The organism is Rudaea sp. 3F27F6 (assembly GCF_005503555.1).
GTDB lineage: Bacteria > Pseudomonadota > Gammaproteobacteria > Xanthomonadales > Rhodanobacteraceae > Rudaea.
Map to the genome: position 1 here is coordinate 269,529 of NZ_SCNG01000006.1, position 24,387 is coordinate 293,915.

The window sequence follows — 24,387 nt, forward strand, 5'->3', positions numbered from 1 at the left end:
CGCCTCGCTTTGCCGGACCGGCGGCCCGCTCTCGGTCAGACCGCGTCGGACAGCGACGTGAAGGTGAAGTCGCGGATCTTCATCGGCGGTATCATCATCACGAACGGCGATTCGTCGTCGCCGACGCGCACAGGCTTGCCGATCTCTTCGATGTTGTTGAGCATGATCGCCGGAGATTCGTTGAAGCGGAAGTTCTTCACCGGATACTTGATCTCGCCGTTCTCGATGTAGAACGTGCCGTCGCGGGTCAGGCCGGTCAGCAGCACGGTCTGCGGATCGACCATGCGGATGTACCAGGTGCGCGTGACGAGGATGCCCTTCTTCGTGCCCTTGACCAGGTCCATCGTCGACTTGTCGCCGCCGATCATGATCAGGTTGCCGGGCTGGCCGACCGCCTTCTTGCCCTGCTTCTGCGCCCAGTAGCGCGAATAGTGCAGATAGTCGATCTTGCCGTTGGTGACGATCGCGGTCTTCTCGCGCGCAAGGCCGTCGTTGTCCCATGGCAACACGCCGGCGTTCGCGTCCCACGGATCGGCGTAGATGGTCACGCGCTCGTCGAACAGTTTCTCGCCGACCTTGTTGCCGCCGCCTTTCTTCGACAGGAAGCTGCGGCCTTCGTCGGCGCGGCGCGCATCGAAGCCGAACATCATGAAGCTGATCAGGCCCGCAGTCGCGGCCGGCTCCATGATGACCGTGTACTTGCCCGGTTCGAGCGCCTTCGCATCGACCGAACCCTTGGCCTTGTCGATCGCGGTCTTGATCTCTTTCTTCGCGTCGAACTTGGCGACGTCGGCGAGATTGCGCGCGACCCAGCCCGAGCCCTTGCCGTCCTCGGTGCGCACGGTGCAGGTGAAGTTCATCCCGCTCGCTTTCTGGTAGCCGAAATTGCCCTTGCTGTTGGCGATCGCGGAGAAATCCTGCGAATCGCTGAAGAAGCCCGCGGCGACGAGCTTATCCTTGCGGCACGGCTCGATGCAGTCGGCGGCGACGGTCGCGCGGTACTCCGGCGTGATCGCGGCGGTCTTCTCGACGAAGGTCGTGCTCGGCTTGTAGGACTGCTTGTCGATCGCCGGCACGAACTCGGGGTTCTCCGGCGCGAGCTTGGCAAGTTCTTCGGCGCGGCGCACCACGGCTTCGATCGACTTGTCGTCGAACGAATTGATCGTCGCCGTGCCGACGCGCTTGCCGAACGCGACTTCGACCGCGAGGTCGGCGTCGCTGACGTAGCCGCTCGTGGAAACGTTGTTGAGCGCGTAACGCACGTTGCCGCCGACCGAGCCCGACAACGTCGCCGTGCACTCGTCCGCCTTGGATAACTTGATCGCCTTGTCGAGAATCGCCTTGGCTTGCTCTTCGCTGTATATGCTCATTATGTGCTCCGTGTCTTAGCCGAGGCTGCGCGCCGTGTTGATGACATTGACGCCGTTGAAGCGCGCCGTACTCGAACCGTGCGATACGGCCGAAACCTGACCGGGCTGGCCCTTGCCGTCGAAGAACGAACCGCCGAGGCGATAGTCGCTCTCGTCGCAGACCGCGACGCAGGAGTTCCAGAATTCCGGCGTGCGGATCTGGTAGGCGACGTCTTCGAGCGGCTGCGTGACCTTGCCGTTCTTGATCTCGTAGAAGAGCTGGCCGCCGAACTGCGCGTTGTAGCGCTGCTGGTCGATCGAGAACGAACCGTCGCCGACGATGTAGATGCCGTTCTCGATGCCCTTGATCATTTCCGCCGGGGCGAGCTTGTCTTTGCCCGGCGCGAGCGAGACGTTGGCCATGCGCTGGAACTGCACGCTCGACCACGAATCGGCGTAGCAGCAGCCCTGCGATTCCTTGAGGCCGAGGATGTGCGCCTGATCGCGGATGACCTGGTAATTGACCAGGGTACCGTCCTTGATCAAGTCCCACTTCTGCGTCTTCACACCTTCGTCGTCGTAGGCGACCGCGCCGAGCGAACCCGGCTGCACCTTGTCGGCGAAGATGGTGACCTTGTCGCTGCCGTACTTGAACTTGTCTTTGAGCTTGTCGAGCGTGGCGAAGCTGGTGCCGGCGTAGTTCGCCTCGTAGCCGAGCACGCGGTCGAGTTCGAGCGGATGGCCGACCGACTCGTGGATGGTCAACCAGGTGTGCGAGGGATCGAGCATCAAGTCGTACTTGCCCGGCTTGACCGAAGTCGCGGTGAGTTTTTCCTTGGCCTGCTTCGCCGCCGCGATCGCGTCGGCCTTCATGTCGTAGGAATTGCCGTAGACGACCGCGCCGCCCGGCAGCTCGATCTTGTCGCTCGCCTTCGCGTCGAGATATTCGAAGCCCATGCCGCGCGGCGCCGACAGACCCTGGCGCGAACGGAACTTGCCGGTCTTCTGATCGACCGCGGTCACCGTCATCGGCGCCCAGATGCGATGCACGTCCTGATCGATGTAGGAGCCGTCGGTCGAAGCGAAATACTTCTGCTCGTTGACCAGGAACAACGTCGAATTGACGAAGCTCGCGCCGGCCTTCATCGCTTCAGCGTTGACGCCGAGCAGCAGATCGACCTTGTCCTTGATCGGCACGGCCATCGAATTCTTGACGATCGGCGTCTTCCACGCCACGTCGCCGACGCCCTTGACCGGCGCGAGCTGCACCGGCTCGCTGCGCAGGCGCGCATTCGCCTTGGCGATCGCGACCGCCTGCGCGGCGGCCTTCGCCACCGCGTCGTTGGACAGATCGCTGGTCGCGGCGAAACCCCACGAGCCCTTGGCGACGACGCGGATGCCGATGCCGGTCGATTCGGTGTTGACCACGTTCTGCACCTTGTCTTCGCGCGTGACCACGAACTGGCGCAGGTAGCGGCCGATGCGCACGTCGCAATAGCTGGCGCCGCCGGCCTTGGCCGCGTTGAGCGCGACGTCGGCGAGTTTCTTCTTCGTCGCCACGTCGATCGTGCTGAGCAGCTCTTCGGCCGCAATCGCGCGCCCGTAGAAGCCGGGAATCGCCAAGCCGCCAAGGCCCACGCCGGTAATCTTGAGAAAATCGCGTCTGTCCACTGTCCCTCCCTCGGGTATTCAGGCACGGTCATGCCAAGAGTGAGACCTTGGCAAAGCCGCCGCGGCGAGTCATATGCCAAACGTCACGTCTTCGCGAATCGATGTCGACGTCGCACAAATGCGCTATCGACACTTCCCGCCCGCTCGCATGACAATCGCGTTTCAAATCGGGCGCCGCCAAACGTCCTCGCAATGACCCAGAGGAGTCCTGCATGCTCAATCGTCTGTTCTGCGCCTTCGCCGCGCTCGCGGCCGTCGCCGCAACGAGCGGCGCGTTCTCCGCCGTTCCCTACACGCGCGATCCGCAACAACCCGTCGACGAGGCCTACGGCAAGAAAATCGCCGAATATACGACCGGGCCGCAGTTCAACTCGCCGCTGACCGACTACCTGCCCGCCTCGCCGAGCGTACCGACGCCGGCCAAGGTGCTCGGCGACATATCCGGCGCGCCGAACATGCTGCCGTACACGAAGGATGTGGTGCGCTACTTCGACCTGCTCGCCGCATCGACACCGCGCGTGAAAGTGTTCCGCATCGGCAAGAGCGAGGAAGGCCGCGAAATGATCGCCGCCGCAGTCGCCGACGAAGCCCTGCTCGCCAATCTCAAGGACAACGACGCGCGCCTGACCCAGCTCGCCGATCCGCGCACGCTCGGCCTCGACGACGCCAAGGCCGATGCGCTGATCGCGCAGACCGCGCCGGTCTACTACATCACCGGCACCATCCATTCGCCGGAGACCGGTTCGCCGACCGCGCTGATGGAACTCGCTTATCGCCTCGCCGTCGACGACTCGCCGTACATCAAGAAAATCCGCTCGAAAGTGATCGTGCTGATCACGCCCGTGGTCGAGACCGACGGCCGCGACCGCATGGTCGACCTGTACAACTGGCATCGCGCGAATCCCGGCAAGACGCCGCCGCCGCTGATGTACTGGGGCCACTACGTCGCCCACGACAACAACCGCGACGCGATGGGACTGACTCTCAATCTGTCGCGCAACGTGCTCGACACCTATCTCGGCTGGCATGCGCAGGTGCTGCACGACCTGCACGAGTCGGTGCCGTTCCTCTACGACAACACGGTCGGCGACGGCCCATACAACGCCTGGGTCGATCCGATCCTCGTCGGCGAATGGCAGCAGCTCGGCTGGAGCAACGTGCAAGAGCTGACCAAGTTCGGCATGCCGGGCGTGTTCACCCACGGCGACTTCGACACCTGGAGCCCCGGCTATCTGATGTTTATGGCGGCGATGCACAACGGCATCAGCCGCCTCTACGAAACCTTCGGCAACGCCGGCGCCGACACGGTCGAGCGCATCCTCGATCCAAGCGACTACGCGCGCACTTGGTACAAGCCGAATCCGCCGCTGCCGAAGGTGCTCTGGTCGCAGCGCAACAACAACAACTACCAGCAGAGCGCGCTGCTCTCGACGTTGAACTATTTCGCCGACAACGAAAAAACTTTCCTGCGCAATTTCTATCTCAAGGGCAAGCGCTCGATCGAAAAGCCTTCCGCTGCCGGCCCCGCCGCCTACGTGCTGCCGGCAGACGATGTGCATCGCGATGCGCAGCGCCAGTTGCTGCGCGTGCTCCAGTTGCAGCACGCCGAGGTCAGCCGCGCGACCGCACCGATCACCGTGCAGGTGCCTGCACCGGCGAAAGATGACGGCAAGGACGAGGCGAAGAAGGACGACAAGTCGGCCAAGGACACCAATCCGAAAACGATCGCACGCACTTTCCCCGCGGGCAGCTACGTGGTGCGCATGGATCAGCCCTATTCGCGCATCGCCGACACCCTGCTCGACCGCCAGTACTGGGCGCCCGACGATCCGCAGAAACATCCGTACGACGATACCGCCTGGGCGCTCGGCGACATGTTCGGCAGCGAAGTCGTGCGCATCACCGACAACGCGATTCTCAAGGCGCCGATGGAAACGCTGCGCGAGCCGGTCCCCGCACGCGGCGGCGTACAGGGCAGCGGCGCGGTCTATCTGATCGACAATCATGCCGACACCGCGCTGATGACGCTGCGCTATGCGCTCAAGGGTGCCGATATCGCCGTTGCGGAAAAACCGTTCGAGGCGGCCGGCCGCCGCTTCGGTGCGGGAACGTGGATCGTGCGCAAGGCCGATCAGGCCGCGCTGGCGTCGAAGCTGCAGGAACTCAGCCTCGACGCTTACGCGGTCACCGCCGCGCCCGACGTCGCCGCGCACAAGATCGGCGCGCCGCGCATCGCTCTGATGCACACCTGGCTGTCGACGCAGACCGAAGGCTGGTGGCGCCAGGCGCTCGACAAGCTCGGCGTGCCCTACGACTACATCTCGACGCAGACCGTTGCGCGTGCCGACAACCTGCGCGGCAAGTACGACGTGATCCTGTTCGCGCCGATCGGCGCCGACAATTCGCAACTCGTGCTCAACGGCCTCCCGCTCTGGGGCAATCCGATGCCGTGGAAGAAGACCGCGCTGACGCCGAACATGGGCATCGACGAGACCGACGATATCCGCCCCGGCCTCGGCGCATCGGGTCTTGCCCATCTGCAGCGTTTCGTCGAACAGGGCGGCCTGCTGCTCGCCGCGGGCGACGCGGCGAAGTTCGCGATCGACGTCGGCCTCGCGCCCGGCGTGTCGGTCGCGCCAGCAAAAGACCTCAAGGTCGTCGGCAGCATCCTGCAAGGCGTGATCGTGGACGAAGCGCATCCGGTGACTTATGGCTATGCGAAAGAATTCGCCCTGTACAGTCCCGACGGCCTGTCGTTCAAGCTCAGCAACCTGCTCACCGGCGACGACCTGCCGACGGCGAAAGACAGCAAGCGCCCGACCGGCCGCGGCGGTCCGCACGATACCGATCAGCCCGAGGCGCGCGGCGCGGTGCAGGCGGCCGAACTGCCGTCGCCGAAGCCGTGGGAAGCGACGCCGCTCAACAGCGACCAGACGCGGCCGGGGCCGTTCTTCCCCTACACGGTGATTCCCGCGGATCAGCGTCCGCGCACGGTCGTGCGCTTCGGCGAGGCCGACGATCTGCTGATCGCGGGGTTGCTGCAGGGCGCGGGTGCGCTCGCCGAACGCGCCGCCGTCGTCGATGCGCGCTACGGCCGCGGGCATGTCGTGCTGTTCGCGACCAATCCGATCTGGCGCGGGCAGACGATCGGCAACTACGGCCTTGTGTTCAACGCGATCCTCAACTACGACAAGCTCTAGTCGCGGCATTCGCGGTGCAGATCCCGGCGCATGCCGGGATCTGCGGTTTCAATGTTCCGCTGTACGAAGCGCAGACAGCATCAGGCAATAACGCGTTCAAGTTCGCGGCACACCTGCTCGAAATCATCGTCACCGAGCCAGAGGCTGTTCGATATCGTCAAAGTGCGCGCGGCGAAATCGCGCGCATTCGGCACGTCGGCACGCGGCACGATCGTGGCGAGGTAGTCGTAATCCGGCAACGCATGAATAAACAGACGGCTGACGCCGAGGCGGCTCGTCCACAGTCGTTCCAGCGCGGCGTCGCGCAGTTCGCGCGTCGGCAGCATTAGCAACAGGAACGGCCACGTGCCCTGCGCACCGTCGGTATCGCGCAGAACCTGCACGCCCGCAATGCGCGCAAGTCGCGCACAGCGCCGCGACGCCTGTTCGGCGAGCGCACGCTGAAAATCGCCGAGGCGCGGAAATGCGCGTGCGCCGACCGACTGGCGCCATGCGCCGAGGCGATGCAGCGGAATCGACAACGGGAAATCGTCGCCGACCGCGGCGGTCGCATGGCCCACGCGCAGTGCGCGACGACGCGGCAGTCCATAGACGAGCGGCAGGCCGACCGGGCGATAAAATGCGTAGTAGCCGAGCAGTTCGAGCGTGCGCTTGAACTCCCAGGCCGCATCGGACGGAACGATCTCGTCGCTGCAACGGCGCAGCGCTTCGCGCAGCGACGGGTCGCGCGCGACCAGCAGGCCGCCTTCGTAGGTGGTCAAGCCTTTGCCGACGGCAAGCGAGAAGAATCCGATATCGCCTCGGCTGCCGACGAAGTCGTTACCACTATGCCGCGCACCGAGCGCTTGCGCCGCATCTTCGATCACCCAGGCGCCCGCGCGGCGCGCGCAAGCAATTGCGGTGTCGACGTCGGCGATGCGGCCGGCGAGATGGGTCGGCATGACCGCCAATGTGTTCTCGTCGCAAAGCGCGGCGAGCGCCGCCGGGTCCATGTCGATGCTGTTCGGCGCGAGATCACAGAGACGCAGTTCGAGCCCGCAATGCGCGACCGCAATCGCGACGAGCGGACAGGTGTACGCGGGGACGATCACGACTCGGCGCGTGCTACGCCGCTGCAAGGCACTCAGCGCGACGACGAGCGCCGCGGTGCCCGAGCACTCGACCTGCACGTCGTCGATGCCGAGAAACTCTGCCGCGCGCTCGGCGAGCGATGGCGTGGACGACGGCAGCAGGTCGCTCAACCGCGGCGGCAGGCCTGCGGTCGGCGGCGCTTCGCGCCATCGCTGGCTAGCCACTGGGCCGCTCGTCGTGGCCTTCGTCGGGCGGATCGAAGGCGAGGCAGACGATGCCGGCAACGATCACCGCGCTGCCGAACAATTGGACTAAGGAAAGATGGTCGCCGAAGATGAAGTACGACAGCACGAGCACGACGACGACTTCGAGGTGCGAAGCGGCGAATGCCGGACCGACCGGCGCATGCTTGAGCAGAGTCATCCAGGTGAAGAACGAACCGATGTAGCCGGCGATCGCGACGTACATCCACGGCGCGCTGACCACGCGCACGACCCAGGCGAAATCGGCGACGAACGGGCCGGCATGGTTGGCGTTGAGCTTGAAGCAAACCTGGGTCAGCGTGTCGAAGGTCATCAACACGAGGAATCCGATCAGATAAAAACGGCGCATGTCGATTCCTCCCTCAGCCCAGACCGACGATGGCGACGCCGAGCGCGATCAGGGTGCTGCCGATCACGCGCATCGGCGTGAATTTCTCGGCGAACAGCCAGCGCCCGGCCAGCATCACGGCGACGATGTTGATCGAACCGAGCAGCACGCCCTGGGACAATGGAATCAGCGACAAAAACGCCTGCCAGACGACGAACTCGGCGACGAAGAAGCTGACGCCGATCCAGATCCACGGCCGCTGCGCCATCGCTTTCCAGCGAGCGAGGCCGTCGCCGGCGTCGGGCTGTGCCGCCGCGGCCTTGAAGGCGAGATGTCCGCCCGTGTCGAAAGTGACGTTGAGCAGCCAGAACACGGCAACGAGCAGGGTCATGCGAGGCATTCACGCGAAGGGAGCGTGCATTGTCCGCAATGCGTGCGAAAGACGCAAAGTTGTGCGGCTTTCGTCAGCGTCTCAGTTTGAAATTTCGCGGTTGCGTTCGCGTTGAATGTAGCTTGCGCAGCGGACGAAATCTAAGCGCCCCTTCAAGCGCCTTTCGACTTCGGCCCTTCGGGCTTACGCTCAAGGCGAACGGACTTCAAACCAAGACACTGCTCGAACTACGGCGCGCTTACACAGCCGATGTCCGCTCCAGCGGAACAGTCGCTTCGTCATGCTCGAAAGCATGCAGGTCCATGTGATCGACCGGAATCGGATGGAAATCCTTTTCGTCGAACGCGACCTCCTGCAGCTTCCAGCCGTCGACGCTGCGCACCGCGCCCCAGAAGCGGCGCAGCGCGCCCCACTGCATCGCGATGACGCCGCGGCCGTTGTCGGCATCGACGGTCGGATCGCCGACGCCGGTCGGGCGTATCGGTTCGCCATAGAGCGCGGTGCCGAACAGATTGTCCCAGACCGACATGACCTGACCGAAATTGCAGTTGTGCAGATTCGGCCGCGACGGATCGACGCGCATGTGATGCAGGCGATGGAAGATCGGGCCGACGAAGATGCGCTCGAACACGCGGCCGAAACCGATGCGCGTATTCGTGTGCGAGAAGTTCTGCACGAGTTCGCTGACCAGTTCGAGCAGGGCGAACTGCGCGGCGTCGACGCCCATAAGCAGACCGGCCGAGGCGAGCACGAAGGACTGCAACACGCCGTCGAGATAACTGCCGCGATCGTTGGTCCAGCAATTCATCTGGCGCTGGCTGTGGTGCATGCTGTGCAGCGCCCACCACCACGGAATCGCATGCTGGGCACGGTGCATCCAGTAGTACGTCAGGTCGTAGACGATGTAGTAGAGAAAGAACGCAATGAACGGATGCTGCTCGATGCCCGGCACGAAACTCAGCAGCCCACCGCTCGGCTCGGCCGTCGCGCCGACATCGGCACCACCGCCGAGCAGGTTCGCGAACGGCGTCAGCACGAGAAACGCGAACAACGGATTCAGCCCGAGCACCATCAGCAGGGTGAAGGTGCGGTCGATCCTGGTCAGCTTTCTGTCCGTCCACACCTCGGCCGGAGCGAACGTCTCCAGCGGACGGAAGATGCAGGAAATGATGACGAGCTGGAGAAAGGCGATGATGACCGCCGCGGCGATGTCGTTCGGATCGCCCATCGCCTGGCCGACGTGCAGGAACGACAGCACGGGCACGACCACATGCCCGCTGACCCACGAAACGAGACTCGACCAGAACTGCACGACTGCATCAAACATGGCGCAATTGTCGCACGATCAGCGCAAAGAAAAGCTGAAGCACCCCGGTGCGAACCCGCGATGGCGCTTGCGCGAACGGCTGCCGCAGGCCGCCACACCCCGCACGCGCGGGAGCGGCGGCAGTGTGCGACGCCGACTCAGTCGAGCTTGCCGAGGAAATCGTTCTTGCCGACCTCGACGCCGTTGTGGCGCAGGATCGCGTACAGCGTCGTCGCGTGGAAATAGAGATTCGGCAGGACGAAGTTGAGCAGATAGATCAGGCCCTTCATCTGCACGTCGCCCGAGCGGCGCGGCAGGACGATGTCGCGGCTTTCGCTGCCGGCGAATTTTTCCGCAGGGATCGCATTGATGAATTCGAGCGTCTTGGCGAGGCGCGCTTCGAGCTCCGGCAGCGTCGCTTCGGTGTCGGCGTAGGAAGGAATCTCGGTACCGCTGAGCCGGCCGGCCGCAGCCTTGACCGTGTCGGAGGCGATCTGCACCTGCTTGATCAGCGGCAGCATGTCCGGCGCCAGGCGCGAATTGAGCAGCACGCCGACATCGATCTTCTTCGCCGCGGCGAAGGTCTCGGCTTTCTTCAGGAACACCAGCATGTTGGCGAACACGCGGTTCGTGGTCGGAACGAAAACGTCGTAGATCGAAACGGACATGAGAAATCCTGGGCGAAGGAAACAAAACGGCGCGCATTCTCGCATGCGCGCCGCTTATCTCCAATCCGCCCGCGCCGTCGCGGCGTGAACCGAGGCTCAGCCCGGCGAGTTCGCGTAGATCTTGACCACCTCGTAGAGAAACTTGCGCCCGTCCAGCAGCGACTTCACGCGGATGCGCTCGTTGAGACCGTGCGCGCGGCTGCCTTCGGCGTCGTGGAACATGCCCGAGAGGCCGTAGGTCGGCACGCCGGTCGCGTTGAGGAAGCGGCCGTCGGTCGCGCCGGTGGACTGCGTCGGCACGATCGCGACGCCGGGCCACAGCGTCTCGGCGACCTTGCGCACGGGCTCCATCATCTGCTCGCTGAGCGGCGGCAGCGGCGAAGGCAGGCCGGGCTCGCCGGTCGGCTTGACCGTGATCTTGTCGTCGCCCATCACACCGGCGATCTGCTTCTGCACCTCGGCGACCGGCACGCCGGGCAGGATACGGCAATTGACGTTGGCGCTGACGTGCTGCGGCAGCGCGTTCGGCGCGTGGCCGCCGTCGATCTGGGTGACCACGCAGGTCGTGCGCATGGTGCCGTTCCAGCCCGGATTGATCGCCCACAGGCGCTCGGCCGCGGCCTCGTCGGGCTTGGCCGCGAGCACCGCGCGCATGTCCGCGGCAACCTCGGGCGACGCGGTCTTCGCCTGCGCCTCGAAGTAGCCGCGCGTCACCGGATTGAGCGCGATCGGGAAGTTGTACGCCGAAAGCTTGGCCAGGCCGGCCGACAGGTGCGCGATCGGATTGTTCTTGGTCGGCCGCGAGCTGTGGCCGCCGACGTCGGAGGCTTCGAGCTTGAAGTCCTGGTAGACCTTCTCGCCGGCTTGAATCTGCAGCGCGACCGGCTTGCCGCTCTTGTCGAGTTCGCCGCCCGCGCCTTCGTTGAGCGCGAATGCCGCGCTGAGCGCTTCGGGTTTGGTCTGAGTCAGCCATTTGACGCTGTTGAACACGTCGGGCGTTTCCTCGCCGCAGGTCAGCGCGAGCTTGATGTCCCGGCGCGGCACGAAGCCTTCTTTCTTGTAGCGAATCAGGCTGTCGGCAAACACCGACGCCATCGCCTTGTCGTCGCTGGCGCCGCGCGCGTAGAACCAGCCGTTTTCCTCGACGAGTTTGAACGGATCGCGCTCCCAGTCCTCGCGCTTGGCTTCGACGACGTCGATGTGCGCGAGTAGCAGGATCGGCTTGGCCAATTTGTCGTGACCGTGCAGCACGGCGATCAGCGCGCCGTCCTGCGGGCGTTCGGGCGGCGCGAGGATCTGCGTGTCGCTCTTCGGAATGCCGGCGGCAACGAGGCGCGCCTGCATCGCTTCGGCGGCCTTGGTGCAACTGCCGACCGAGCGCGTCGTGTTGATCTCGACGAGCTGTTTGTAGAGATCGCGGAACGCGGCTTCGTCCGCGGACGGCGTCTGCGCCCTGCCCTGGCCGGCGAACATCGCCGCGGCAACGGCCGCGGAAAGAGAAAGCGATCGGACAACGGCGCGCATGCACAACTCCTCGGCTGGAAAGGCACAAGGTTGCAACGCGGCGGCGTCGAGATCAACCCCGCCGCGGACCTTTCGCAGACGAACGGCGCGGCTTATGCCAACCGCGTGGCGATAATGATCTTCGAGGTCAGCGTGCGATGCACCGGGCACTTGTCGGCCATTTCGAGCAGGCGCGCGCGCTGTTCTTCGCTCAGCGTTCCGACCAGTTCGATCTCGCGGTCGATGTGATCGAGCATCACCGGCTTGTCGCCGCAGTCCTTGCAGTCGTCGATGTAGCGCTTGGCGTGCTTGAGCCGGACGATCACGCGTTCGAGCGGAATCTGCTTGCGGTCTGCATACAGCCGCAGGGTCATCGAAGTGCACGCGCCGAGCGACATCAGCAGCAGTTCGTACGGCCCCGGCCCCGTGTCATTGCCGCCGACCGCTACCGGCTCGTCGGCAGCAAAGTGATGACGGCCGTCGAGCAGATATTGGGTGAACTTGCCCTCGCCCGTCTCGGCGACGACGACCGTGCCGCCGGCGACGTTCGGCTCATCGAAGCGCGCGCCGCTCATGCCTGCACCAGATCTTGGTATTCCTGGTGCTTCTTGATGTATGCAGCGATAAACGGACACTGCGGAATCACCTTCTCGCCGTGCCTGCGCGCCTCGTCGAGCACGTGCTGCGCAAGTTTCGAGCCGATGCCGCGGCCGCCAAGTTGTTCGGGCACGATCGTGTGGATGAAACGAATCGTGCCGGGCTTGCGTTCGTAGTCGACGTGCGCGGTGTGGCCGTCGACGGTCAGTTCGTAGCGATGGCGTGCAGTATTGTCGATGATTTCGTCGGTCACATTCGCTCTCCTGAAAAGTTGCTCATCGGCATCATACGACGAAGCGCACTTCGACGAATGCCGCGACCGATCGATGGTGCCCGCTAGCGTGGCGCCGACTAGATCAGCGCACTCACAGCCACGGCCTGCGACAGCCAATCCGCGACGCGCTCAGCCCACTCCGCCTGCCCGGCCTCGCCCGCAATCAGATCCTGGCGGATTTCGAGTTCGACGTTCGCCAGGCCGCGCTGCGTACCGTACACCGGGATCGCATAGTCGCTCGTGTCGCTGACCGAATACGGCTCGTTGTCACCGACTGTCCAACGCCCTTCCTCGCGGATCACGCGCAGCATGGCGTGCGCGAGCCGCTTATCGCGGTGATAGAGAATGCCGACCTGCCATGGCCGCGCGACGTCGAGATACACGGGGGTGAAACTGTGCACGGTGACGAGGATCGTGGGCCGCTGTACTTCGCGGCGCGCGTCAAGCTCGGCGGCCGTGCGCGCATGGTATGGAGCGAAGATCTCGCCGACACGCTGCTCACGCAGCGCCGCCGTCAGGTTGGCGTTGCCCGGAATGTCGGTGCGCTCGCTGCGCAGCGGGATCAGCGTCGGCGAGTCGAGCGGACGGTTGCAGTCGATGACCAGGCGCGAATAGGTCTGCGCGATCGCGAACGCGTCGAGCCGCGCGGCGAGCCGCGTCATCACGCCGGCTGCGCCGATATCCCAGGCGATATGCCGTTCGAGTTCGCTTGCGGCGACGCCGAGATCGCCGAGGCTGCGCGGAATGCGCCGCCCGGCATGGTCGCAGGTAAGGAAAAACGGCGACGTGCCTTGCGCATTCTCGATCGAGAACGCAGCCGGCTCGTCGGCCGCGAGCAGAGATTCCGTTACGGTCTCGCCATGCATGCCGGAAACGCCGCTCAGCCTTGCGGCGCGCGCACCGCGGCGCGGCGCGACCAGTCGAAGTCGAGAATCACGCGTTCGCCGCTGCGCGCATCGGTCGCCTCCAGGCGCGCGATGCGGCCGCTGCCGTCGCAGATCCAGGCGCGCAGATCGCCGTCGGCATTCGCCCCCGGCAGCTTGCCGCTGGCGCGGAAGCGATAAACCTGGGCCGCGCACTGGCTGGTTTTCGACGCACCTTCGATACGCGCATCGTGGACCGTCGCAATCGCGCGACGCATCGCGCCCATGTCGAACGCGGTCACCGGCACGAGCGAGCGGTCGACCGCGCTCCACACGCCGAGCGCCTTGATCCAGGCCTGCTCGCCGATGGCGACGAATTCCATCTCGTCGGTGCTCGCGTGGATGCGGTCAGGAAACACCACTTCGATTTGGCCGCTCATTGCCGGCAACGCGGGACCGAACAATCGCCCCTGTGCATAGCCGCGGAAGCCGCCCGCATCGACGACCTGGCCGAAGGCGCGCTGCACGTCGGCGCGCGGATCGGCATGCGCTTGCATGGCGACAGCGAGGCCGAACAGACCGGTGAGCAGAAATTTCATTGCGGCTCCGCGAACGAGGTCGCGAGAGTATCCGCATCCGTCGATGAATGCAGCTTATCGCCGGCCGCGCCGGTCAATTGGCGATGGCGACGCGATCGCGCCCGTGCGCCTTGGCTTCGAGCAGGGCCACGTCGGCGCGCTTGACCCAGGCGCGTGCGTCGTTCATGCCGTCGTCGTTGGTGGCGATGCCGATGCTGACCGTCGACATCGACACCGGAATGCCGTCGGGCTCGCCGGCGAGCACGCTCAGGCGAATGCGCTCGGCGATGATCTTGGCCGTCTCCGGCACGGTCTGCACGAGGACGATGCCGAATTCGTCGCCGCCGTAGCGGCCCGGCACGTCCACGTCGCGGATGCAGCGGCGGATAATGCCGGCGACGGCGCGGATCACTTCGTCGCCGGTCAGATGTCCGTACTCGTCGTTGATCTGCTTGAAGTGGTCGATGTCGATCATCAGCAGCGCCGCCGGCAGGCCCAGGCGCTGATGCCGGCGCAGAATCTCCAGCGCCTTGTCCTCCCAACTGCTGCGATTGAGCAGGCCGGTCAGGCCGTCGATGCGGTTGAGTTGGGCGAGCCGCCGGTTTTGCCGGTTGACGGTGCGCACGAGGTGATAGTGCATGCGCCCGATCGCCAGTGGATAAAAGATCAGCAGCGGCAGCGACGCAGCGATTTCGAGCATCGTCGTCTCCGGCTTCAATTGGAAGCCGAACACGAGAACGGTGACGAGGCAAGTCAGCACCATGCCGCCGAATGTGCGCGCAAGCAACTTCGATCCGCCGAGGCTCAGGCGGTCGAACGACAGCATCACCGCGGTCAGCGCACACGGCAGCAGGTTGAACTGCATCAGCGCGATCCACATGCCGCCGAGGCTTGCATCGATGATGAGGTTGCGCGTTTCGGCCTTGCGCGGCGACGGCGCGCGCATCGCGATTTGCAGGGCCAAATGCGGCCAGAGAAACCCGTTGGCGAACAGCAGGATCCAGGTCAGCCAGTTCGCGCCGTTGACGTAGAACACGCCGGCGACGCAGAAGAAACCTGCGCCGAGGCCGAGCGTACGCAAAAGGTGCATGCGCTTGACCAGGAGTCGTTCCTGGGTCATGAACCTGGCGGTTTCGACGAGAGGCACCGTCATTTCAGGCTCGCATTGTCCATATGGCCGGGAGGGTAAGCATGGTTAATCATTCGAATAAACCTAAGCAAACTTCATGCCCGCCTATATATGAAATCCCGTTTCCCTTGCAGAATCAATGCTTCTACGCGCATTTTTTACCGTGCGCAACGCAAAAAGAAACGGCGCGCACCGGAGTCCGGGGCGCGCCGTTCGAATCGTGAAACTGCCGCTCTGCGTTACTTTCTGTCGTTCGCCGTCGCATCGCGCGTGGCGCGGAACTCGGAATCCGCCGACCAATTCGGCCACTGCCGCGAGTTCGCGAGCTTGTTGCCGAGCTGATACAGCACACCGAGATCGTGGCTCATGCCGGTGAAAGCCCAACTCGCCTGCCATTCGTCGGCCGGCTGGTGGTAGCGGTTGGTCACATAGTCCTTGCGCGCCTTTTCGCCTGCTTCGAGGCCGCCGTCGACGAGATCGTTGCCCGATTCCCACGAGAACGCAGGCAGGCCGCGCTTGGCGAACGGGAAGTGATCCGAACGGAAGAAATGCCCCGCTTCCGGATGCGGATCGACGGTGAAGCTCAGGCCGGCGGCTTTGGCGAACGTTTTCGCTTCGTCGAGCAGTTCGGACTGGGCGTTGCCCGACTGCGACCAGTTCTTCGCCGGCCCGTTCGGGTCGAGCGCGTCCATATTGATGTCGGCCACGGTCTTCGCAATCGGATACAGCGGCTTGGACGCGTAGTATTCGGAGCCGAGCAGGCCCTTCTCTTCCGCGGTGACGTTGAGGAAGACGACCGAGCGTTCGGGCTTCGGCCCCTGGGCGAACGCGCGGCCGAGTTCGATCAGCGCCGCGGTACCGGTCGCGTTGTCGACCGCGCCGTTATAGATTTTGTCACCCTTGGCATCGGGCTCGCCGACGCCGAGATGATCCCAGTGCGCGCTGTAGATGACGGTCTCGTCGGGATGTTTCGCGCCTTCGACGCGGCCGACGATGTTCTGCGAAGTGATCACGCTGGAATCGACCTGATAGCTCGCCGAGAACGTCGTGTTCTTCAGCGTGACCGGCTTGAACTCGCGGGTCTGCGCTTCTTTCTTCAGCTTGTCGAAATCGAGCCCCGCGTTCTTCAGCAGCGAAACGGCGAGGTCGCGCTGGATCCAGCCTTCGAGCTTCGGATGAGTCGCCGACGGATTGTCGCGCACCACGTCGAACATCGTGTTCGTATTCGAATTCTTTACCGTCGCCCAGCCGTAGGACGCCGGGTCGGTCTCGTGCACGATCAGCAGGCCCGCAGCGCCGCGGCGCGCGGCCTCTTCGTACTTGTAGGTCCAGCGGCCGTAATAGGTCATCGCCTTGCCGCCGAAATCGCCGACGCCGGTCTCGAAATCCGGATCGTTGATCAGCACCACGGCGATCTTGCCCTTGAGGTCGATGCCTTTGAAGTCGTCCCACTTGCGCTCGGGCGCCGTCACGCCGTAGCCGCAGAAAACCAGCGGTGCCTTGGCGATGTCGACCGACTTGGCGCCGTCGAGCGGCGCGCGCACGGCGATCTCGGAGCCCTGGGTCAGGCTCTGTACTTTGCCGCCGACGTCGAGCGACAGTTTCGGCGCACCCTTGATCTCGGCGCGCAGCAGCGGCACGGCCTGGGTCCATTCGCGCTTGCCGTCCTTGAGATCGCCGCCCGGCGAGAGGCCGGCGCCCTTCATCTGCTCGATCACGTAGGCAACCGTCTTGGTCTCGCCCGGCGTCGCCGGACCGCGGCCTTCGAACTCGTCCGAGGCGAGCGTCTTCACTTCTGCCGACAGCCGCTTCGGGTCGAAGGTCGGCGCGTAGGCGGATTTGCCCGCGGCCGGAGGATCGGCGGCGATGGCGGCGGTGGAAATCGCCAGCGCGATGGCGGTTGCAAGCAGTGTTTTCATGACGCTCCCGTGAGTTGACCGAGCGTCGATGATAGTTCGCCCGCGTCGAAAGCGTCTACGAACCATGACTAATGGCATAGATGCGCGGCGGCATATTCGCCGCGCATCCGACAACCGATTTGCAGCGTCCACTTCGATGTGGCGAAGCGGACGGTTTTCTCACCCCGTTACTGTAAACCGCGCACTGGCAGGGCGATGCGATTGCCGGGATCGTAGTCGAGCTTCACGTGCATGTTCTGGCCCTGATACGCATAGACCACGTCGTAAAGTTGCGGCGCGTCCTTGCCCGGCACGACATCGCGGCAGCGCTTGACCACGCGCGTCACCGTGTCGTTGTTCTGATTGGCTTCCTGGATCTTCTTGCCGGCGATACCGCCGCCGATCGCGCCGGCGACCGTGGTCAGCTTGCGTCCGTTGCCGCCGCCGACCTGGTTGCCGATGACGCCGCCGGCGATCGCACCGATCACCGTGCCGGCGACTTGATGATTGTCCGACTGCGGACGCCGTTCGGTCACGGTCTGATCGGTACAGACGTGCTGCGTACCGCTGAGCGGCGTCACGCTGATCACTTGCGCGTACTCGCCGCTGTCCTGCTGCTGCGGAGGTGGCGGTGCAGAACCGGGCCGCGGCGCGTAGCCGGTTGAGGCCAAGGTGCCCTGCTGCACCGGGGGCACATTCGACGCGGCATTGTTCGGCGGCGGCGGCGCGCCTGCAGCCGCGTTGGGCGGAGCATTCGGCGGCGCGTTCGGCGCGGGTGCATTCGCCGGCGCCGTCAATTCCGCAACCGACATCGACGGCGGCGAATTCGGCGCCTGCTGCACCGGCGGCGGGTTCTGTGCGGGCGCATTCTGCGCCGCGTTGTTCGGCGTCGAGCTGCCGCAGCCCGCCAGCGTCACCGCGAGCGCACAGGTCAAAACGCCGGCGAATGTCTTCGACGACACGAATGGAATCACGTTCATGGCACTCTCCTTGCTCCCTGTGCTTCCGATGGTAGTCCGAAAACGTGTATGTTGGCTGAAAATCCGGCCGCGCCCGCGGTTGATTTTCGCCGTGGAAATCCGGCATGACAGGCGCGCTGCAAGGTCGCAAGATTTCCGCAGGAGTACGCCATGTCCATCCGCCTCGTCCCGCTTTCCGGTTTAAGCGCCTTGCTGGTGTCCGCCTGCGCCGCCACGTCGCCTTCGGCAACCGATAATCGCTCGGCGGCGCAGATTCACGGCAGCGCCTACTACGTCGAACGCATCGCGCTGCCGCCCGATATCGCCCTCGACGTGCAGCTCGTCAATACGCGCCTCGCCGATACGCCACTGGCGGTCGTCGCGCGGCAGCGCTACGAGCATCCGCAAGGGCCGCCGTACAAGTTCACACTCGACTACGACCCGGCCAAGCTGCAGCCGAACATGAGCTACGCCCTGTTCGCCACCCTGACCGACGCCGACGGCCATGTCTGGTTCGTCACCGACACGAGCGTGCCGGTAACACCCGGCAGCAAGGACACCGTCGAGTTGCGCATGGTGCGCACGACCCCGCCACCGCGTTAGATCTGCAGCACTCGCGAATTCGTGATCGTGCACGCGTTTCGCACGGCGGGCGCTTGCGCGAATCCGCATATACTTCTTCGAGACCAATTCGACACCACCGCTGGGGGAGAGTAAGAAATGAAATACCGATTCGCATCGCTGGCCGCCGGCCTGCTGCTCGCCTTGTCCGCACAGGCCCAGGCACCCGCCGCCAAAGCGCCCGCGCCTAAACCGCTCGTGCTCAAGGCCGCCCATCTATTCGACGGACGCAGCGGAGCGCTGGTCTCGCCGGGCATCGTCGTCGTCCAGGGCGAGCGCATCGCCGCGGTCGGCGCGAATGCGGCGATTCCGGCCGACGCCAAAGTGGTCGATCTCGGCGATGCCACCTTGCTGCCGGGCTTCATCGACGCGCATACGCACATCGCTTCCGACCACAACGACGATTGGGCGCAGGGCTTTTACGAAGGCATGCTGCGCTTCCCGGTCGAGCAATCGTTCCATGCCGAGCGCAACGCGCGCGCAACCCTGCGCGCCGGCGTGACCACGGTGCGCGAAGTCGGCGCCAGCGATTTCGTCGACGTCGCCCTGCGCAACGCGATCAACCAGCACATCGCCGAAGGCCCGACCATGCTGGTCGCCGCGCACGCGATCGGTTCCACCGGCGGCCATTGCGACTCCTCGCCGATGCCGCCCGACAAGGTGAAGCCGTCGGGCATCCTCGAAGGCGTGTGCAACGGCCCCGAACAATGCCGCGCCGCGGTGCGCGAACAAATGAAGTACGGCGCCGACGTGATCAAGATCTGCGCCTCGGGCGGCGTGCTCTCCGAAGCCGATCCGGTCGACGTGCCGCAGCTCACGCCGGAAGAACTCAAGGCGATCATGTCCGAAGCACATGCCTGGCGCCGCAAGGTCGCCGCGCACGCGCACGGCGATCTCGCCGCCAAGCTCGCGGTCGAAGCCGGCGTCGACTCGATCGAGCACGGCAGCTTCCTGACTCCGGCGACGCTGCAGTTGATGAAGCAGAAAGGCGTCTATCTCGTGCCGACGCGCATGACCCAGGAATGGGTGTTGGCGAAAGCCGACACGTATCCGCCGAAGATCGCCGGCAAGGCGCGCGCCGCGGCGACCGCGCACACCGACATGATGAAGAACGCGTTGAAGATCGGCGTGCTGATGGCCTTCGGCACCGATGCCGCAGTGTATCCGCACGGCAAGAACGCCGAGGAGTTCGGCGATCTCGTCGCGCTCGGCATGACGCCCGCCACGGCGCTGATGACCAGCAGCATCGGCTCGGCCAAGCTGCTCGGCATCGACGCGGACACCGGCACGCTCGAAGCCGGCAAGTACGCCGACATCGTCGCCGTGCCGGGCGACGTGCTCAAGAATGTGCGCGCAACCGAGAAGCCGCTGTACGTGGTCAAGCACGGCGAGTCCGTGCGCATGGAGTGAGTCGTCGCGAGCGACATCGAGTTCGCCTTGAGCCGCTCGTCGCGAGAACAGAACAGGCGCCGGAGTCTGCTTCCGGCGCTTCTTCAATCGGTCAAGTACCGCCCCACGGGAAGAGCACGAGCTGAGCGTCCGCTTGAAACGCACCGACGCGTTCCTCGGGCGGCGTGATAAAGCGAAGCACTTCCGTTTGAATCCGCTTCCGTTCGCAGTGCAGCGTTGGACCGCGAACGGCGATCACAATGTGCCGGCCGATTGCCGCACAGTTCAGTCGCGCAGGGTCCACCTCTGCAGAATCCGATGCTCGGTCTTGCCGAGCAGGCTGTGCACGAGGGCGAATTCGCGCACGTTCCAGCTTATCGGCCCGATCGCCTGCGCAGGCAGCAGCTCGCGGTCGTAAAGCAAGGTCACGTGCGGAGTGAAATCGCGCGTGACGTGTTTGCCCTGCCCGGTCTCGATCAAGCATTCGCCGAGCAGTTTGCGCAATCGGCGCAGCGGCGAGTCGCCGTCCTCGCCGAGCAAGACGCAGGGTTTCTTTTCCGCACGCGTGGCGAAGCTGGCGACACGATCGAAGGCGACGTCGAACGGCGCCGCGATGATGCGCTTGGCCGCGAGCGCCGCGCCGTCGATCAGACTCGTCGGCAATTCGGCGTAGTCGCCCAGATGGTGCAAAGTGATATGGAAGCGATCGACCTGCAGCGGCTTGCCGCGCAGGCCGTGCTGCTGGCCGATCTCGAGCGCCAGCCGCGCGATCGCCGCGCTCGCCGTTGCATCGGGGAAGATCGCGAAGAACAGGCGATCGGTCGGTTCTGCTGGCGCGAAGCCACCGAAAGACATTTGTCCGGGCATGGGCGAAGTTTAACGGTTGTGAGGATTTCGCAGGTTGAGCAATAACGCGATCGGTTCGGCTTTTTGCCGGCTTCCGCGTACGCGCGGCGTATCGGCAAACTCGTGAATCCAGCGTACGGAACAGTACGCAAGCCCAAGACTTGCAAGGAATTTTAACGAGAATTTCCTTTTTTCTCCGGTCGAATCGCGTAATCTCCAGGCACCGGACAGCGCAGGGGGCGATCGAACGCCGCTGCCGGGACGTCAGCACACCTCGACCAGGAGCGCCCCATGGCACTGTGGAAAGATCAGCCCAAGCAGTCCCCTTCCCCGGCCTTTGCGCCGGAGCCCGTCAACCCCACTCGCTTCGATGCGCCGGTCGCCGCGCCGGAAGCAAAAACCGAACCGGCCCCTGCCGCCGTACAGACCCCGGTGCGCCCGCCGCAGCGCGCGGCGGAGAAGTCCGAATCGCTGATCGCGCCCGACATCGCCATCGAAGGCAAGATCGAAGGCGCCGGGCACGTGCGCGTCGCCGGCCGCTTCAAGGGTGACATCAACGTGCATGGCGATCTGTCGATCGATCCGCGCGCGAACGTGACCGGCAGCGTGCGCGCCGAGAAAGTCGTTATCGCCGGCGAGCTCGTCGGCAACATCGACGCGGCCCAGCATGTCGAACTCACTCAAAGCGGCGCGCTGACCGGCGATCTCAAGGCGGCCACCCTGACCGTCGCCGCCGGTTCGCGCATGCGCGGCCACGCCGAGTTCGGTTGGGGCGACGAGAAGACCGCCGCCGCGCCCAAGACCGCCAACGGCACGGCCTCGTGAGCGGCCCGCGCGCGGGCCTGCCCGGCGCGACGCGCACTTGTCCGCACTGCAGGGAAACCATCCTCGACAGCGCGACGGTGTGTCCGTCGTGCAAGCATCATCTGCGCTACGGCGCGCCGCCGGCCGCAGGCGATGCGCAGGGTGCCGAGGCGATCACGCCGCTGCGCGTCGAAGGCAGCTTTCGCAATGCCGAAAGCAGCGCCTGGGAGTATTCGATGGTGCTGACGATCCGCAACGAACGCGGCGAGGAAATCGCGCGACGCCTGGTCGGCGTCGGCGCGATTCATCCCGACGAGATGCGCGCCTTCACGCTGAGCGTGGAAATGACCCCGACCGCGGGCCGAAATCGCACGCGGCACTGATCACCTCGCGCCCATGCCCTACTTGAAACGGCTCGCGTCCGCAAGAAACGGTCGCGAGCCGTTCTACAAACCGAACCTGAACGGAGCGAACGCCGATAACAGAATGCAAACCTTTGCTGCGGTGCACGCGTGCCAAGCTCGAATTGCCGGGAATGCCGTGTCCGCGCGGCATCCCATTCGAGAGGAGACGCTAACATGGCTCAATCCGAACAATCCGTAGCCCACGCGAACATGCCGCAGGAAGGTTCCGCTTCCCAGGGCAGCCGGTATCCGCTGATCGTGGGACTGATCGCCGTGGCATTCGCTGCGAATGCCTGGTTCTTCTATCACCAGGGCCAGCAGGACGGAGTAAACATCGGCTCGACGGCAACACCGATCGCAACCCCGATCGTGTCGCCGGAAGGCACTTCGCCGGTATCTCAGGCGACGACGGACAACGCCGCCGCAACCACAACCGAAACGCCTCAGCCCACGATGACCGGTGAAGCAAGCAAGTCCGCTGCGCTTGCCATGGGCGACAAGCGTGCGCAGCAACCTGCAGCGAAAACCAAGCCGACGAATCGGCTGGTGGCGAAGGCCACCAAGCCTGTTTCTGCTGGCGACGCCAGAACTCACGACCGTCAGGCCGCCCTGCTGCGCCGTCCGAACCCGGCGTATCCGGTGCAGGCTTTGCGTGCGCATGAGCAAGGCACCGTGCTTGTGCTTGCCCAGGTCGATGTCAACGGCCGCGTCAGTGACGCGCGTATCGCCCGCCACAGTGGTTCGAAGACTCTCGATCGCGCCGCGACCGCCGAAGTGCGCCGCTGGAAGTTCGAGCCCGCGCTGCACGACGGCCGCCCTGTCGTCGCCAGCGTAGAGGTGCCGGTGAGCTATCGTCTCGGCGACTAACCACAAGCCGCCGTCGGCAATATTTTAGTCACCCCCGATGGCGCGAGCGGAGCCCGCTCCGGAACTTGTCCGGAGCGGGCGATACATGGGATGCAGTCGAGAAATCGCACGCTGAATCCCCTTATCCGAAAATCTACTTGCGATGCGCCAGCACGTAGTCGATCGCCGCGCAGACAGCTGCCACCTGCGCGGCGTTGCACTGTTCGGGTGTCGCGCGCGGACTGTCGGGATAAACCTCGGTCGTGGTCTTGTATGGCGCATTGGTAATGCCTGCGCAGAGACCGAGATGGGACAACGCATATTCGATCACGCCGGGCGAGATCACAGGCGAACCGATGATCTCACCCTTCTCGTCCGCCGGCGCGATGTGGGTGACCTTAGCGACCTCAGCGATCACTGCCTGCTGGAACTCAGGCTGCGGGCGCGCGGCATCGTCGACCAGATAGAACCCGTCGGGCACGCCTTCGGGCTTGAAGTCTTTACCGTCGCGCGCGGCCAGCGCGGGACCAAACTCGGATTCGTCGGTGTCTGTCGTTTCGTGCAGGTCGATGTGCAGAAGAAAACGATCGCGCAGCGGTGCAACGAGGCGCAGCAAGGCGGCCGACTCGGCAGCCGGGCTGTTCTCGCGGAACGAACGGTTCGGATCGATCGCCTGCGGATTCCAGCGGTGAATTCGCTCATAGGCCCACGGGCTGATGCACGGTGCGACGAGCAGGTTGACGCGTCCGGCATAGTCCGCGGCGCGCGTGTCGACGAATTGCAAAGCGCCGTGCACGCCGCTGGTTTCATAGCCGTGCACGCCGCCGGTGACGAGCACGTATGGAAGATCCTCGCGCCAGCCGCGGTTGCGGATCGCGAACAGCGGATAACTGTCGGGCGCATAGTCGAGATGGCCGTACTCGGCCACGTCGAAGCGTTCGCGCAGACGATCGATCGCGCTCAGTACATCGGTCTCGTAACTGCGCCTGCGCGTCTGGCTCGCAAGCCAGGTAGCGACCTCGGCACTACCCCAGGGATGCCCAGGCGTGCCGATGGGATATGTCGTGGTGTTCAAAGGTTCGACTCACTTAAAGACTGCGGACCTTCGACTCTAACATTCGTGCGGCGCCACGACACCTCACGCACTTGTGATCTCGTTCCATTTTTGCGCATCCCGCTCGCCACGATCCTCCTTGCGCCACGTTCACGAAGAACGCCGTATATGCCCGCGCACCGCTCTCACGTATAGTCGCGCCGCCGCATGCAGCTCGCGCAGGTTAGGGGAATCTCCGGCCGAGTCCTGTGCAGGTGGCTATCGCCTTCGTCGCGCGCCTCCGTGTCGGTCCGACACGGATGGCCCGGTATTGCGTCGGCGTGGGCAAAGAGCATCCGACTCGGGGCAGCGTGCTTTTCCGCTTCGGGCGCAGCT

Annotated in this window: 23 protein-coding genes; 6 read left to right on the forward strand and 17 right to left on the reverse strand. The window is 64.7% G+C overall.

Features of this window, described 5'->3' with window-relative positions; genetic code table 11:
- Nucleotides 1-35: 35 nt before the first annotated feature.
- Both FFS30_RS20945 and FFS30_RS20950 read right to left on the reverse strand, forming a co-directional pair.
- A complete protein-coding gene (locus FFS30_RS20945) occupies nucleotides 36-1,370 on the reverse strand; it encodes a TldD/PmbA family protein (protein WP_137915136.1) in 1,335 nt (444 codons plus the stop codon).
- 15 nt (nucleotides 1,371-1,385) lie between these two features.
- Nucleotides 1,386-3,020, reverse strand: coding sequence for a TldD/PmbA family protein (locus tag FFS30_RS20950; protein WP_137915137.1), 1,635 nt, complete (start codon nucleotides 3,018-3,020; stop codon nucleotides 1,386-1,388).
- Nucleotides 3,021-3,232: 212 nt separating this feature from the next.
- Here FFS30_RS20950 and FFS30_RS20955 point away from each other — a divergent pair, with 212 nt between their 5' ends.
- Nucleotides 3,233-6,220: a M14 family zinc carboxypeptidase gene (locus tag FFS30_RS20955; RefSeq protein WP_137915138.1), complete on the forward strand. Its 2,988-nt coding sequence runs from the start codon at nucleotides 3,233-3,235 to the stop codon at nucleotides 6,218-6,220.
- An 80-nt stretch (nucleotides 6,221-6,300) separates the two neighbouring features.
- Here the strand turns inward: FFS30_RS20955 and FFS30_RS20960 are convergent, their stop codons facing one another.
- From FFS30_RS20960 to FFS30_RS21020, 13 genes are all read right to left on the reverse strand, one after another.
- Nucleotides 6,301-7,515, reverse strand: coding sequence for a DegT/DnrJ/EryC1/StrS family aminotransferase (locus FFS30_RS20960; protein WP_137915139.1), 1,215 nt, complete (start codon nucleotides 7,513-7,515; stop codon nucleotides 6,301-6,303).
- A complete protein-coding gene (locus FFS30_RS20965; protein ID WP_137915140.1) occupies nucleotides 7,508-7,903 on the reverse strand; it encodes an EamA family transporter in 396 nt (131 codons plus the stop codon). Before FFS30_RS20965 ends, FFS30_RS20960 begins: the two co-directional genes overlap by 8 nt.
- A gap of 13 nt (nucleotides 7,904-7,916) precedes the next feature.
- Nucleotides 7,917-8,273, reverse strand: coding sequence for an EamA family transporter (locus FFS30_RS20970; protein WP_171014771.1), 357 nt, complete (start codon nucleotides 8,271-8,273; stop codon nucleotides 7,917-7,919).
- Nucleotides 8,274-8,511: 238 nt separating this feature from the next.
- Nucleotides 8,512-9,600, reverse strand: coding sequence for a sterol desaturase family protein (locus tag FFS30_RS20975; protein ID WP_137915142.1), 1,089 nt, complete (start codon nucleotides 9,598-9,600; stop codon nucleotides 8,512-8,514).
- Between the two features lie 137 nt (nucleotides 9,601-9,737).
- The gene (locus tag FFS30_RS20980; RefSeq protein WP_137915143.1) at nucleotides 9,738-10,247 is read right to left on the reverse strand and encodes a DUF1993 domain-containing protein; all 510 of its coding nucleotides are present in this window, start codon (nucleotides 10,245-10,247) and stop codon (nucleotides 9,738-9,740) included.
- Nucleotides 10,248-10,343: 96 nt separating this feature from the next.
- Nucleotides 10,344-11,771, reverse strand: coding sequence for a M20/M25/M40 family metallo-hydrolase (locus tag FFS30_RS20985; RefSeq protein ID WP_137915144.1), 1,428 nt, complete (start codon nucleotides 11,769-11,771; stop codon nucleotides 10,344-10,346).
- 92 nt (nucleotides 11,772-11,863) lie between these two features.
- Nucleotides 11,864-12,325 carry an OsmC family protein gene (locus FFS30_RS20990; protein WP_137915145.1) on the reverse strand — a complete coding sequence of 154 codons (462 nt, stop codon included), beginning with the start codon at nucleotides 12,323-12,325 and terminating at the stop codon, nucleotides 11,864-11,866.
- Entirely contained in the window at nucleotides 12,322-12,600 is a 279-nt protein-coding gene (locus tag FFS30_RS20995) for a GNAT family N-acetyltransferase (protein WP_137915146.1), read from the reverse strand. The genes FFS30_RS20990 and FFS30_RS20995 overlap by 4 nt, the downstream gene beginning before the upstream one ends.
- Nucleotides 12,601-12,698: 98 nt before the next feature.
- A complete protein-coding gene (locus FFS30_RS21000; RefSeq protein ID WP_137915147.1) occupies nucleotides 12,699-13,487 on the reverse strand; it encodes an N-formylglutamate amidohydrolase in 789 nt (262 codons plus the stop codon).
- A 14-nt stretch (nucleotides 13,488-13,501) separates the two neighbouring features.
- A complete protein-coding gene (locus tag FFS30_RS21005; protein ID WP_137915148.1) occupies nucleotides 13,502-14,083 on the reverse strand; it encodes a hypothetical protein in 582 nt (193 codons plus the stop codon).
- 73 nt (nucleotides 14,084-14,156) lie between these two features.
- A complete protein-coding gene (locus FFS30_RS21010) occupies nucleotides 14,157-15,215 on the reverse strand; it encodes a diguanylate cyclase (RefSeq protein ID WP_137915149.1) in 1,059 nt (352 codons plus the stop codon).
- 215 nt (nucleotides 15,216-15,430) lie between these two features.
- On the reverse strand, nucleotides 15,431-17,110 hold the full coding sequence (locus FFS30_RS21015) for a M28 family metallopeptidase (RefSeq protein WP_137915150.1): 1,680 nt from the start codon (nucleotides 17,108-17,110) through the stop codon (nucleotides 15,431-15,433).
- 167 nt (nucleotides 17,111-17,277) lie between these two features.
- Nucleotides 17,278-18,069 (reverse strand): glycine zipper 2TM domain-containing protein, encoded by a 792-nt coding sequence (locus FFS30_RS21020; protein ID WP_249352574.1) that lies wholly within the window; start codon nucleotides 18,067-18,069, stop codon nucleotides 17,278-17,280.
- 150 nt (nucleotides 18,070-18,219) lie between these two features.
- Between FFS30_RS21020 and FFS30_RS21025 the strand changes: the two genes are divergently transcribed.
- Nucleotides 18,220-18,651 (forward strand): YbaY family lipoprotein, encoded by a 432-nt coding sequence (locus tag FFS30_RS21025; protein ID WP_137915151.1) that lies wholly within the window; start codon nucleotides 18,220-18,222, stop codon nucleotides 18,649-18,651.
- Nucleotides 18,652-18,768: 117 nt separating this feature from the next.
- Complete coding sequence (locus tag FFS30_RS21030) at nucleotides 18,769-20,079, forward strand: amidohydrolase family protein (RefSeq protein ID WP_137915152.1); 1,311 nt, start codon at nucleotides 18,769-18,771, stop codon at nucleotides 20,077-20,079.
- Nucleotides 20,080-20,343: 264 nt separating this feature from the next.
- Here the strand turns inward: FFS30_RS21030 and FFS30_RS21035 are convergent, their stop codons facing one another.
- Complete coding sequence (locus FFS30_RS21035; protein ID WP_137915153.1) at nucleotides 20,344-20,925, reverse strand: 2'-5' RNA ligase family protein; 582 nt, start codon at nucleotides 20,923-20,925, stop codon at nucleotides 20,344-20,346.
- Nucleotides 20,926-21,195: 270 nt separating this feature from the next.
- Here FFS30_RS21035 and FFS30_RS21040 point away from each other — a divergent pair, with 270 nt between their 5' ends.
- The 3 genes from FFS30_RS21040 (at nucleotide 21,196) to FFS30_RS21050 (ending at nucleotide 22,979) form a co-directional block, all read left to right on the forward strand.
- Nucleotides 21,196-21,729: a polymer-forming cytoskeletal protein gene (locus tag FFS30_RS21040; protein WP_137915154.1), complete on the forward strand. Its 534-nt coding sequence runs from the start codon at nucleotides 21,196-21,198 to the stop codon at nucleotides 21,727-21,729.
- Nucleotides 21,726-22,091, forward strand: a complete 366-nt coding sequence (locus FFS30_RS21045; RefSeq protein ID WP_137915155.1) for a hypothetical protein — start codon at nucleotides 21,726-21,728, stop codon at nucleotides 22,089-22,091. The genes FFS30_RS21040 and FFS30_RS21045 overlap by 4 nt, the downstream gene beginning before the upstream one ends.
- Before the next feature lie 195 nt (nucleotides 22,092-22,286).
- Nucleotides 22,287-22,979, forward strand: coding sequence for an energy transducer TonB (locus tag FFS30_RS21050; protein WP_137915156.1), 693 nt, complete (start codon nucleotides 22,287-22,289; stop codon nucleotides 22,977-22,979).
- 133 nt (nucleotides 22,980-23,112) lie between these two features.
- On the opposite strand, the gene FFS30_RS21055 is transcribed toward FFS30_RS21050, so the two are convergent.
- Nucleotides 23,113-24,033, reverse strand: coding sequence for a M14 family metallocarboxypeptidase (locus tag FFS30_RS21055; RefSeq protein ID WP_137915157.1), 921 nt, complete (start codon nucleotides 24,031-24,033; stop codon nucleotides 23,113-23,115).
- Nucleotides 24,034-24,387: the final 354 nt, after the last annotated feature.

Bases quoted from the DNA above. Each gene is read 5' to 3' on its own strand.
- FFS30_RS21020 (WP_249352574.1), bottom strand. From the start codon at position 18,069: ATGAACGTGATTCCATTCGTGTCGTCGAAGACATTCGCCGGCGTTTTG.
- FFS30_RS21010 (WP_137915149.1), bottom strand. From the start codon at position 15,215: ATGACGGTGCCTCTCGTCGAAACCGCCAGGTTCATGACCCAGGAACGA.
- FFS30_RS21040 (WP_137915154.1), top strand. From the start codon at position 21,196: ATGGCACTGTGGAAAGATCAGCCCAAGCAGTCCCCTTCCCCGGCCTTT.
- FFS30_RS20955 (WP_137915138.1), top strand. From the start codon at position 3,233: ATGCTCAATCGTCTGTTCTGCGCCTTCGCCGCGCTCGCGGCCGTCGCC.
- FFS30_RS21000 (WP_137915147.1), bottom strand. From the start codon at position 13,487: ATGCATGGCGAGACCGTAACGGAATCTCTGCTCGCGGCCGACGAGCCG.
- FFS30_RS21015 (WP_137915150.1), bottom strand. From the start codon at position 17,110: ATGAAAACACTGCTTGCAACCGCCATCGCGCTGGCGATTTCCACCGCC.
- FFS30_RS21005 (WP_137915148.1), bottom strand. From the start codon at position 14,083: ATGAAATTTCTGCTCACCGGTCTGTTCGGCCTCGCTGTCGCCATGCAA.
- FFS30_RS20975 (WP_137915142.1), bottom strand. From the start codon at position 9,600: ATGTTTGATGCAGTCGTGCAGTTCTGGTCGAGTCTCGTTTCGTGGGTC.
- FFS30_RS20970 (WP_171014771.1), bottom strand. From the start codon at position 8,273: ATGACCCTGCTCGTTGCCGTGTTCTGGCTGCTCAACGTCACTTTCGAC.
- FFS30_RS20965 (WP_137915140.1), bottom strand. From the start codon at position 7,903: ATGCGCCGTTTTTATCTGATCGGATTCCTCGTGTTGATGACCTTCGAC.
- FFS30_RS20945 (WP_137915136.1), bottom strand. From the start codon at position 1,370: ATGAGCATATACAGCGAAGAGCAAGCCAAGGCGATTCTCGACAAGGCG.
- FFS30_RS21035 (WP_137915153.1), bottom strand. From the start codon at position 20,925: ATGCCCGGACAAATGTCTTTCGGTGGCTTCGCGCCAGCAGAACCGACC.
- FFS30_RS21050 (WP_137915156.1), top strand. From the start codon at position 22,287: ATGGCTCAATCCGAACAATCCGTAGCCCACGCGAACATGCCGCAGGAA.
- FFS30_RS20980 (WP_137915143.1), bottom strand. From the start codon at position 10,247: ATGTCCGTTTCGATCTACGACGTTTTCGTTCCGACCACGAACCGCGTG.
- FFS30_RS20990 (WP_137915145.1), bottom strand. From the start codon at position 12,325: ATGAGCGGCGCGCGCTTCGATGAGCCGAACGTCGCCGGCGGCACGGTC.
- FFS30_RS21030 (WP_137915152.1), top strand. From the start codon at position 18,769: ATGAAATACCGATTCGCATCGCTGGCCGCCGGCCTGCTGCTCGCCTTG.
- FFS30_RS21025 (WP_137915151.1), top strand. From the start codon at position 18,220: ATGTCCATCCGCCTCGTCCCGCTTTCCGGTTTAAGCGCCTTGCTGGTG.
- FFS30_RS20985 (WP_137915144.1), bottom strand. From the start codon at position 11,771: ATGCGCGCCGTTGTCCGATCGCTTTCTCTTTCCGCGGCCGTTGCCGCG.